6 protein-coding genes are annotated in these 10803 nt (G+C 46.7%); 3 read left to right on the top strand and 3 right to left on the bottom strand.

The features are described from left to right. The first annotated feature begins 157 nt into the window (after positions 1-157). Both xerA and HGBM_RS10755 read left to right on the top strand, forming a co-directional pair. Entirely contained in the window at positions 158-1051 is an 894-nt protein-coding gene (gene xerA, locus HGBM_RS10760) for a site-specific tyrosine recombinase/integron integrase (protein WP_019121118.1), read from the top strand. A 16-nt stretch (positions 1052-1067) separates the two neighbouring features. Continuing rightward, a complete protein-coding gene (locus HGBM_RS10755) occupies positions 1068-1751 on the top strand; it encodes a helix-turn-helix domain-containing protein (protein ID WP_019121117.1) in 684 nt (227 codons plus the stop codon). Between the two features lie 92 nt (positions 1752-1843). Here the strand turns inward: HGBM_RS10755 and HGBM_RS10750 are convergent, their stop codons facing one another. The 3 genes from HGBM_RS10750 to HGBM_RS10740 all read right to left on the bottom strand — a co-directional run bounded on the left by HGBM_RS10750 (position 1844) and on the right by HGBM_RS10740 (position 9823). After that, a complete protein-coding gene (locus tag HGBM_RS10750; RefSeq protein WP_019121116.1) occupies positions 1844-4882 on the bottom strand; it encodes a beta strand repeat-containing protein in 3039 nt (1012 codons plus the stop codon). A 214-nt stretch (positions 4883-5096) separates the two neighbouring features. Then, the gene (locus tag HGBM_RS27195; RefSeq protein WP_019121115.1) at positions 5097-8285 is read right to left on the bottom strand and encodes an S-layer homology domain-containing protein; all 3189 of its coding nucleotides are present in this window, start codon (positions 8283-8285) and stop codon (positions 5097-5099) included. 398 nt (positions 8286-8683) lie between these two features. Further along, on the bottom strand, positions 8684-9823 hold the full coding sequence (locus HGBM_RS10740) for a TolC family protein (protein WP_019121114.1): 1140 nt from the start codon (positions 9821-9823) through the stop codon (positions 8684-8686). Between the two features lie 319 nt (positions 9824-10142). Between HGBM_RS10740 and HGBM_RS10735 the strand changes: the two genes are divergently transcribed. Further along, positions 10143-10802: a YigZ family protein gene (locus HGBM_RS10735; RefSeq protein WP_019121113.1), complete on the top strand. Its 660-nt coding sequence runs from the start codon at positions 10143-10145 to the stop codon at positions 10800-10802. Position 10803 lies beyond the last annotated feature (1 nt).

Genomic DNA, 10803 nt, shown 5'->3' with positions numbered 1-10803 from the left:
CGAACAAACCAAAGCAAGGCATGGTTTTTCTTTTTAACCACACATTAGAACATATGTTTGTGTTATTGGGAGGCGAATATCGTGAGTCATTGGTGTGTTCATGACACCAGCTAACCAACTGAGAGTCAAACAAAACTTGAGAGAAAGGAGAGTCCGCATGATCGCCTTATTCGAGGCCATTCAGGAGTTTCTTACATACTTGAAAGTGGAGGTGAATCGAAGTGGCGAAACCATCAAAGGATACGAGAAGGACTTAACGCAATTCCATCGGTACTACCTCCAGCAGTGGAAGGTTGAGCCGTTCGTCGATGAAATCGAAACGCATCATTTGCGTATGTTTCTTCGCTACTTGTCTGAGGAGAAACTCTACAAGACAAACAGTATTATTCGAATGGTCGCTACGTTTCGCTCCTTTTTCCGTTTCCTTGAACGGGAGGAGTACATTCAGAAAAACCCAAGCAACCGCCTTCAAGCACCCAAGAAGCCGGAGAGCATTCCCAAATACCTAACCAAAGATGAAATCGAACGGCTCTTGTCCGTTATTAATCAAGACAAAGACAAAGGGAAGCGAATCTACACCATCATCCAAACCCTTAGATATTCCGGCCTGCGCATTTCCGAACTGACCAACCTCAAGATAGAAGATGTCAACTTTGAAGAAGCGTCGATCACCGTATGGCATGGTAAGGGAGACAAATACCGGATCATTCCGCTGCATCCGGAGCTGGCGCCGATTCTTCGGGATTACCTGGAGAACGTGCGGCCCAAGGTCAGCTCCCCCTATTTCTTCGTCACCAAGAAAATGGCGACAAAAATGACTCCCGGCTATATTCGTCTGACTATTCATAAGATCGCCGAAGAAGCCGGGATTACCAAAAACGTCACTCCCCATGTCTTGCGGCATTCGTTTGCCACGTCCCTGTACAAAGATCATGGTGTAGACCTTCTGCGAATCGGGAAGCTGCTCGGCCATGCTTCGCCGCGGGCGACCTCGATCTACACCCACACCACCCCGGAACATCTACGGGAAGCATTAGAGAAATTATCGTAGTGAGGAGGAACCATACATGGAATCCAATGAACGCGTAGAAGTGATCATCGAATTGTTTCGGGAAGGACATTCAGCGGAAGAAATCGCGGATCTGTTGGGGTATAAAGGAAAAGGCGGCGTCAGCGGCTTCATGCGCAGGCATGGCTACCGCTGGGACTGGACGATTAAGAACTATGTCCCTGATCCTTTGGCGAAGCGCGAACCATCTGAGAATGTAGACGAATCTACCTTACTTTTTACCCCATCTGCAAGCAATTTACAAAAAAGTGTAATGGATAGCCAGACTTTGCCGGCAAGCAATGATTTGCAGGCCAGCAATGAACAACAACTTGAAAATGGCAATGTCTTTTCAGACACCAGCAATCCTTTGCAAGTAGAATCCGCAGATAACAACATTGTCGCGTTCCCGAATAAGGCTAGAGAAAGTTCCACGGCAGCGCCGAATCAAATTTTGCCCCAAGAGTTACTACAGGGATTGCAGGAGATTCTGAGGAACAAGGACAAACTGCTGAACATGGTTTTAGATCGGCCGCAGCCCCTACATATGAAACGGTACAGAGGGGCGTCAATTACCAAGACCGTGCAGATCCAAGCGCAGCTGTCAGAACGCTTGACGGGATTCGTGAACAGTACAGGTTACACTGTGAAAGACGTAGTAAATAAGGCCGTAGAGGAATTTTTAGAGAGATATGGGGGATAAGAGTCCGTATGGGCTCTTTTGTTTTTAAAAGAAGAAAGAGCCTACCCCTTTCGAGGTAGACCCTTTTGGGTGGTGACAATTACCAATCAAAATTATTGTGCAAGAAGAGTAGCACCTGTAGTAGTATTACCAACAATGTCAGTAATATCTGCTACTACATCATCATTAAAGACTGCAGCATCAGTTGCGTGGTTGTTTGTAATAGTAAGAGTATAGGTGGTGTCATTCCAATTGAAATCAAGGTCTGACGCCGCTACACCTGTTACAGCAGCTTTGAAAGCTGCTTCTACATCTTCTTTGCTTTCATCAGACAATACTTCGCTAAATACGACAGAGATCGAATTAGAAGCTGCTACTGTTTCACCGTTGCCTCCGCCATCACCAGCTGGAGTTACCACGGTTGGAGCAGTAATCTCACTTGCAGCATCGAATTTGACTGTTACGGCAGCTGTCAGACTATTGTTTGTCGCAGCAGTTACAACGAAGTTAGCGTCAGCTCTGTAGAGAGTGCTACTATCAGCATCAGTCAGTGCCAAAACACCAGAAGTTACGCCGATGGAGTCTCCAGTACCAAAAATAAACTCGGAAGTACCGGTTACTACATAGGTAACGGCTGTACTGCTAAGAGATGTACCACCAAACTGGTCTTCAACAATGAAGCTGAAGTTGCCATCGGTAATATCAGTCAGGTCAAAACCAGTTTGCAACTCATCGTGTGTACCATTAGAGTTAGCATCTTCAACGGTGTAAGATGTAATTTCTGTCTCACCATCTGCGTCATCTACAGCTTTGATTGCTACAGCACGAAGAGCTTCATTAGAAACAGTTACTGTTTCTTTAACTGGTTTCACAGAACCGTCTGTATCTTCAACCAAGAGAGTAATTTCAGCAGTTGCAGTAGTTTGACCGGATGGTACGGCATTACCAACAACTTTGTATACACCGCTGTCAAATCCTACAGCCACTACACTAGAGTCGCTGGAGGTTGCGCCAACGATTCGAGATGCTGGAATAGCGATTACGTTTCCGCTAGCATCTCTTGCAGTCAGCTTCAACTCTTTTGCGTATTCGCTATTTACTGCGCTACCACCAGTTGCATGCAGAGTAGGTACGGCTTCAATGTCATACGTAAGGGTTGCGCTGGATCCTGCAATAACAAGGTCAAAGGTTTTGGTATCAACTGCTTCGCCGGTATCCACAGTGTTATCATTATCTGCATCGTTATACAGTGTAGCAGTTACTTTAACAGTGCTACCAGCAGAGCCTGGTTGAGCAGTGATAGTAGTACCGGTAGAAATTTGTGCTGCAACATTTTGGTGATTGTTAGAGAAGCTTACTTTAGCGCTATCTGCGGCATCTACAGTATAAGCAACTTTGTAAGTATTAGCTGCAGCAGTAATAGCATCACCATAAGAGTCAAGGAAGCTAGCTTTTACTGTAGTAGAAGCACCTTCAGTTACATGAGTTGCAGAAGGAGCAAGTGTGATTACAGCTGGAGTACCAGGATCAACAACAGTCAACGGGAGTACAGTTGTTTTAGCGCTATTGTTTACTGTAAAGATAACATTAGCAGATCCCTTCGCAGCAGCAACTACTTTTAGAACTGCACCTTGTGTTGCATCCTTCACAATTGCGCCCGTTGTTGGAATCGTAAATACATTAGGGTTAGATGAAACGATAGTGAACGCACCTGCGTTATAAGCAGCGACTACTTGATCATCAGTCAGTTTAGCACCGTATTGATCAACTACCGACACTGGAACTTTATATTCGTTACCACCAGCAGTGTTAGCTGTAGTGAACTTAGTTGTCGGAGCAGTCAATGTTGCTTCTGTAGCTGTTGCAGGAGCATAAATCTTAAATGTTACTGCTTTGCTTTCGCCAGTTGCTGCGATAATCAGCGTTACAGTAACATCCTTAGTGGTGGTTACAGAACCGATATCGAAGAGTACTTTACCGTTAGAATCTACACGGAAGTTAGTAACTTCGGAGGAGCTAGTTGCTACTGCCAGACCGTTAGAAGGAAGAGTACCAGCAGTCAAAGTTACATCCTTACCGTATTGATCTTTAGCGGTCACAGGAAGTTGATAACCTGTTCCTTGAACGAATTTAGTTGCACCAGAAGGAAGTACTGGCTGTCCTACTTCAATGGAAGCAATTTGTGCTGCAGCAGCTACAGTCAACTTAGATGTAACTTTTTTGCCGGTAGCATTGTGCAGTACGGTTACAGTTACTTCCTTAATATCCAGAGATGTAAATGTACCAGTACCAGCAACATCAGGGTCAACTGTAATCAAACCAGTTGCGTTGGAGAATGTCGCACTTCCAACAGAAGAGGTGATAGTCAAATCAGAAGGTTGCAGCGACTTTGCAATGTCCTCACCGTACTGGTTCAAAACCTTCAGAGCAACAGTCGCGGTTTGACCGTTTGCATCTTGAACAAGGTTAGTACCATCAAATTCAAGATTTGAAACAGTCTCAGCTTCAACAGTTACTTTAGTGGTAACTGGATCTGTAGTCAGGCCAGAAACGGTTACTTCGTACTCACCTGCAGCAAGTTTACCTACAGATTTAACAAGAGTAGCTTCAGTTTTTTCAGCATTCCAAGAAGCGGCTTGGAAAGAAACAACAGAAGTACCTTGTTTTACTGTAAAGGTCGCCTTAGAAATATCTTCAACTGCTTTGTTAAATGTTACTTTAAAGCTATTAGCGGTAATAGCACTTACACTCTCAACCTTCAACTCACCAGCAGGTTGATCAAATTCTTTTTTCGGCTCAAGCTTTGCATTAGTTTTCACATCAGTGTATTCGTTCGATGTGAAGTCATCTGCTTTAAGCTCGTGAGTAGCACCAGTTAGGCCGCCTTTTGCCATGATATCGTTACCGCTGGCACCTACTGTGCCATTTTGGTCAACATACAGAACGTTAGCTAAACCGCCTTGACCTGAAATAGCGCTGTTAATATCACTCAGTGCCTGTTGGCTATTATTGACATAAGTTCCTAAATCGTAGTATTTATTGACGTTTCCGCCAAGGTAAATACCGTCTTTAGGAGCTGCGAATGCAGACGCTGCCATGCTGCTGATCAAAGCAGTAGACAACAAAGAAACGATAAGCTTCTTGTTCTTCACGTACTATCCCTCCAAAAGTGTGATAGGATTCTGTTTATTTATGAGGTAGGGATACCTCTGGATGACTGACTAAAGTGTATGTATCCCTAGCAACATCAAGTATTTTACTACTAGTGAGGATTGCTCAATTGAATTATGTAAGGTAACCAGAGGGCAGATGCCCCCTGATTACCAATCAAGCAAATCCTAGTCAATCTATGCTAGAGGGTGTTAATTAAAACTTACCTTTTACGGTATCTGTTTTACCATCGATGGTTACTTTTACTTGATATTCAGAGAAGTCACCGTCGATAGCTTTGTTAAGCTCAAAGGAGCCATTGCTTACTTCTGCAGCGTAGGTTTCACCATTGATGACTACTTCCACAGTTGCATTTTTATAGAGATCCTTCAATTGACCTTTTACTTGGTAAATCTTTGTGCTGCCGATGAAGTCAGCCTTCGTACCTTTCAAAGTATCGAAGTATACAGGATCTACCGGTGGTTCTGGTTTATCCTTCGGCACATAGCTCAGGAAGTCATTCATGTTGTAGTTGCCTTTGTAGTCGTAATCGTCTACTTTATCGCCTTTTGCAACGATAACAACGTAGTCGATCTTGAAGCCATCATCGTCAGTGTCGATGAGGACAACATAGTCGCCTTCTTCTACACCGGACTCGACTTCAAAGGTATCCATGTTGTAGTAGACAGTGTTGGATTGAGTGTAGTAAACTTCCTTCTTGCTGTCTTCAATGGATTTGCTGTTATCGTCGTACGGGTTGTACTCAGAATAGTAGATGATCTTGTCGCCATCTACTTCATCAACGCGTGCAACATGGATTTCATCAAGACCTACACGTTTCAAGTCGGTTTCCTTCACACGTGCTTTGCCAGGTGCATAGGAATTTCCGCCACCATCAACGATTACTCTGGAGGTGTCGACTTCATCATCGCCGTTCAGATCATAGTAGATGAAGTCGCGGCGTTTGAAGTTAACCGATCCATCCAGCACATAAGTCTTCTCTTTACCCTCTTGGTCCAGGATCACAACAGCGTCATCGCCATCCAGTCTGGAGAAGTTGGTTACAAATCCGTACAGACCATCGGATGCGATCGACTTGTCACCATCGATAACCAAGAAGTAGTCTGCTTCGTTGTTGCTGTTGATGTGTACATATACTTCGAAGTCGTCTTTAGCGATTTTGCTGAATTTACCAATGCCGGTGTTTTTCAGCTCCCAACGATCGCCAGTTTTTTCAACATCGCCTTTCATGTCGAAGACAACGTTGTCGTCCGGTACTTCGTAGTCGCGGCCATTGATTCTCACGAGGTTGTCATCTTCGTCAGCAGCATTATCCCATTTGTCTTTATCAACGTGGATCAATTCACCATCGTCGAGGCGGATTTCTCTCACATCGCCTTTGGAATTCAGCTCATAGGTAAAGAACAGCACGTTCTTTTCATCTTTGTCGATTTTGCCGTCCTTGTTCTTGTCTTCGGCGACTTTGAAGGTCTTCATGATATCTTCATGAGTCATTTCATCGCCGTTTTTGTCCAAGATATCTTCTCTGTCTTTTACTTCCAAGGTAACTTTTGTACCTTTTTCGTTCAGGACAGTAAAGCTGTATACGTCTTTACCAGCATCGTAGTAAACGTCTTTCGTCAAGATAGCACCTTGACGGCGTTCTTTTACAGAAGACGAAGTTTCGATGTGGCGAACACGGCCCGACGGATCCAGGTACAGTTTTACATCGATACCTGCCAAAGCCTTGATTTTGTTGATCGGTGTTTCTTCGATCGTCTTGTTGTTGTTCTCGGAGTAAGTAGCGTTGCGCAGACGGTAGCGCTTGTCGCCGATCTTGATGAAGTAGTCGTTTTTCTTATCGCTGTCGCGGTAGTCAACGGAATCTACTTTACCTTCCACTACTGTGCTGTTGGCGATAATGACGCGGCGATCTTTGTTGTGATCGGAGTAGTAGACGCTGTATACGTCCATCGGTTTCAGGTCGGCCAGTTTCGCTGGTTCACCGTTGCGGATAACGATAAAGTCGCGGCCTTCCTCGTCCTTTTTCAGATCCAGAGTGGTACCTTTCAAAGGCTCGATTTTTTGTTTCTCAGCATCTACAGACTTGATGACTTCGGAACCAAACTTGAATTTGCTGTTTTGGTCAGCAGACAGGTCGTCAACAACGGACAGGTAGCTGATCTCGCCGTCGTCGTTCAGTACGACTTTCGCGCTGTAAGAATCGATATCCGCGTCAGACAGTTTCATATCTTTCAACGCATCGAGTGCATTGCCATACACTTTGAAGTTGTAAGCAACTTTTGCGTCGCTGGCAAAGCGGTATTTCTTGCCATTACCCAGTTCCAGATCGAAGGAACGAAGTACGGAGTCAGAGCTTCCGCTCCAGTTGATGTCACTGTCAGTTGCCGGGATTTTACCGTTTTGGTACAATACTTCGATTGTCGTCGTGATTACATCCTGGTCGGTAGAATCTTCCATCCATACGATGGTGTTCTTACCGCGTTCGTTCTTCATCCAAACTTGTACGCGTTGACCAGCGAAGTCGTTCGGGTTGATTTGATCAACAACCGTGTATTTGCCGCGGAGCGGAGTGCCGCTTCTGCCGCTGAAGCTGATTTCGTTCGGCTTCAGGTTGCCGAGGTCAGTAACCGGTACGTTGGATACCGTCGGAAGATCCTCGGATTTGCGGTTGTCAGTGGATGCCCACTCCATGTTGTATACATCGATGTTCATGTATTCGTTCAACAGGTTGGTGCCTGGTACCGCTTGGTAACGGATTTCGGAACCGTAAGTAGTTTGCTTCATCAGGTTGATATCGAGCGCGTTGTCGAGCAGCAAGAAGACATCGCCGCGAGTAGCCGGTTTGTTCGGGTCGATGGATACGCCTTTGGACACACCCAGCTCAGCAGCTTTCGAGATGAAGTTGTTCGGCCATACGCCGCCTTCTTGAAGAACAGCCGGCTCATAACCAAGAGCGCGAACGATCATGGTAACTGCTTCAGCATACGTTACGTTGCTTTCCGGTTTGAAAGTTTTGTCCGGATAACCTTTAACCAGTTCACGACCGGAAGCGACGTTGATCCAGCCAGCATACCAGTCGGATACTTTTACGTCTTTGAAGTTCGGTTGGAACTGAGCGAGCGGCACACCGTCAGCCAAACCGCGAACGCGTACTACGAGAGTCGCGAACTCGGCACGGGTAATAGGATTGCCTTCGTTGATTTGGCCTTTTTCGTCACCTTTGACGATTTCCAGAGCTTGCAGACGCTTAACGGTCTTGGTCAACTCGGGATTTGCGTCGTTTGCAGAGTCGCTGGTAGCTCCGCCTTCAGCGCCTACAACCATAGGTGCTACAGTAAGTGCAAGTGCACTTGCTAACAAGCTGTTAACAACCTTTTTCATAACCTTAGATTCTCCTCCTCTAGTATAAACTGAGTGTTCTTGGGGAATATTTGTAGCTGTATATTTCTTTTTAAAGCCCGAATCCTGCAAGCGCGTTTCACCTCCCTTCGCAGGATCGCGTAATTCTCAGGTATGAAGGACTAGCAATATGTAGCTATTGAGAGAAAAGAGTACAACAATCAATAGTGTAGCACATATGCTAGAATTCGTGAATTATTTTTTTACACAATTTCCCCGTAATGTGTGTGACATTCTATTAAACGCTTCAACTCGCCAAAAGTTGCGGTGCCTGTGAAAAAAGTTTTAAAAAATGCTGAGAGGCGCTAATCGTTATTATAGGGGAGGCATTCTCCACTGTCACCTGCGAACTTTTCCCAGCATTCCCTTTTGTTAGCCGATCAATTGCCTATCGCATTCTGCAACGTTACCGTCGCCAGATTGTAGTTATGTACCGCTTGTTGGTACTGGTTTTCCCGGCTGGAAAGCTCCTCTTCCGCGCCGATCACCTCGAGCGTGGTCGAAAGCCCGTTTTCAAAGCGGAGGTTGGTCAGCCGGTAGTTTTCTGCCGCTGCGTCTCTCGCCTTCTTCAGGGCATCGATCGACGTTTTTGCGGAGTTCAGGTTGTGGTAGGCTTGTGCTACCTCGATGGAAATGCTGCGCTTGGTCTGTTCGAGGTCGATCTTCGCCTTCTCGACGTCGTTCTCCGCCATCTGCCCTTGGTACGTGGCGATGGATGAGTACTTACGGATAAGGTCCACATTCAACTCAGACAGTTTGATCTGCTCTTCAGCCTGTGTGATCTCCGGACGTTGTTCCAAAGCCCGGGCGATCGCCTCGTTCAGGTCGGGCATTTTTGCGTCTGCCTGGTTATCTGTTTTTACCAGTTTCCACTGCTTGTTCAAATCGACGCCAAGAAACTGGTTCAGATTCAGCCGCGCGACTTCGAGGTTGCTCTCGGCAGCACTCGTTGCCGCCTGCGCTGCCGCCAGGGCAGCTTCCGCCTGCAGCACATCCGTCTTGGCTTTGGTTCCCACGTCAAATGCCGATTTCGCCACTTTCATCTGGAGTTCTGCACGCTGCTCGCTTTGTTTCTTCAAGCTCAGGTCTTCCTGCGCATTCAACAGGTCGTAATACGCCTTCTGGGCGCCCAGCTTCACCTTGTTTTCCACCGATTTCAGCATCATCTGATTGACTTTCTTTTTCGTTTCCGCGGTAGCGGTATTCACGTACTTCGCCTGTGCGGAATCAAGCGTCGTGACAAAATCCGCCGACAGGTCCCTTCCCTTGGCGCTTGCCAGACGCGCGTTGATATCTGCCGTATCGATGTCGATGCGCAGCGTAACAAGATCGTTGTTCGTTTTGAGCGCCTGCTCTACTGCTTTTTGAAGGGTTAGCTCCTCAGATTGATCTGATTGCTTGACTGGCGCAACTGACGGCGCTGCAGTCGAATCAGCAGCCCAAGCGGCTGAGCCGGTCGCCATAACTACGGCTGCCAAAGTAAGTGCCATCCACTTTTGTTTGGAATATGGAAGTCCCATCTGTGTCACTCCTTTACGGTGCCAAATCCTTGGTTTAGATGCCTGGTGCTGCAAGCTGCCGACCTCCCTGTAAAAAGGAAGGTTGTACCATATTACTATAGCATAGATTCAAAATCATTTCACTGCTCGGAATGATTCGCCACAAACTTTACATACTTGGTTACCTGCTCATCTCTATACCTATACCCCCTTTTGCGTTTTCATTACAAACTTTGGCATATTCCATTACGATTTCATGCCGCCTTTGTTTTCAACCGGGATCGGAAAGATTGCATCTGGCAAAAAAACTGGCTATGCTTCTACTTGAGGTGATACACGGATGTTAGCGCATTACAAGACCGTGGCAGGATACGGCGAGAGCGAAATCGTGATTGAACGGTCCCGTTTTATCGGCTACGCACAGCGGGCGACTACAGAGGAGGAAGCGGCGGCCTTTATCGCCGGCATAAAAAAGAAGCACTGGGACGCGACCCACAACTGTTCTGCCTTCGTCATCGGCGAAAACGACCAGATCCAGCGTTCCAGCGATGACGGAGAGCCCAGCGGAACGGCTGGCAAGCCGATTTTGGAGTGCATCAAAAAGAACGGTCTCAAAGATACAGTGGTGGTCGTCACACGTTATTTTGGCGGGATCAAATTGGGTGCAGGGGGCCTTGTACGCGCCTATACGGCGGGTACCGTGGCAGGATTGAAGGCAGCTGGCATCGTCGCCCACATCCTGCACCAGTCGATCGCGGTGACGGTGGATTACCACTGGTGGGGAAAAGTTGAAAACGAGCTGCGAATCGGCCAGCATCGCGTCGTCGACACGGCCTATACGGACCTTGTCACAGTTACGGTGTTGATTCCGGACGGAGAAGAGAGCTCGTTCGTCGAGCGGATCACCGATCTGACGAATGGACAGGCCCGGATCGAGCTCGGTGAAAAAGAGTATGTAGAAGTGCCGTTTGAGGCGGTAGGCGAGGAAAAGGAAGAGTAAT

This window comes from Brevibacillus massiliensis (assembly GCF_000311785.1).
In the GTDB taxonomy this organism is placed as follows: domain Bacteria; phylum Bacillota; class Bacilli; order Brevibacillales; family Brevibacillaceae; genus Brevibacillus_C; species Brevibacillus_C massiliensis.
The sequence above is the reverse complement of the archived record's forward strand: the minus strand, read 5'-3'. Positions and strand labels throughout refer to the sequence as shown.

Excerpts from the sequence above, each read along its gene's own strand:
- HGBM_RS27195 (WP_019121115.1), bottom strand. The coding sequence starts at position 8,285 with ATGAAAAAGGTTGTTAACAGCTTGTTAGCAAGTGCACTTGCACTTACT.
- xerA (WP_019121118.1), top strand. The coding sequence starts at position 158 with ATGATCGCCTTATTCGAGGCCATTCAGGAGTTTCTTACATACTTGAAA.
- HGBM_RS10740 (WP_019121114.1), bottom strand. The coding sequence starts at position 9,823 with ATGGGACTTCCATATTCCAAACAAAAGTGGATGGCACTTACTTTGGCA.
- HGBM_RS10735 (WP_019121113.1), top strand. The coding sequence starts at position 10,143 with ATGTTAGCGCATTACAAGACCGTGGCAGGATACGGCGAGAGCGAAATC.
- HGBM_RS10755 (WP_019121117.1), top strand. The coding sequence starts at position 1,068 with ATGGAATCCAATGAACGCGTAGAAGTGATCATCGAATTGTTTCGGGAA.